Source organism: Nocardioides sp. CPCC 206348, from assembly GCF_048654705.1.
Taxonomy (GTDB): domain Bacteria; phylum Actinomycetota; class Actinomycetes; order Propionibacteriales; family Nocardioidaceae; genus Nocardioides.
Map to the genome: position 1 here is coordinate 2,295 of NZ_JBMCZA010000194.1, position 349 is coordinate 2,643.

Here is a 349-nt window from a genome sequence, read left to right on the forward strand (position 1 = left end):
ATCCGGCCTCGCGCTCACGATCCAGTCACGCAGCCCGATCGTGGCACGGGACGGAGGTGCACCCTGGTGGACGGCGTCCTGCCGGCTCTGCGCGCGGCTCAGCGTGAAGGCGTGGGTGGGCGCTCCTGCCACCAGCAGGTCGACCCTGATCGGACCAGTGGCCGCGAGCGACGTGACGGGAACGGCGTGGGCCTCGAAACCGGCCCGCTCCAGGCCGCGGGCGATCGCCTCGGCCACGTGGGCGGTGTTGTCGAACATGGACTCGTAGACAACCAGGGCGCTGCGGTCGGCTCCGGTGCTCACGGGAGCATTCCGCCCCGTGGTTCCGGGACCACGCCGACGACGGTAT

General features: G+C 71.3%; 1 protein-coding gene. It reads right to left on the reverse strand.

From position 1 onward, the window contains the following. Nucleotides 1-303 (reverse strand): flavodoxin family protein (locus ACOADB_RS17570; RefSeq protein ID WP_378601251.1); only part of this gene is annotated, 303 nt, incomplete at its 3' end. Between the last annotated feature and the right edge of the window lie 46 nt (nucleotides 304-349).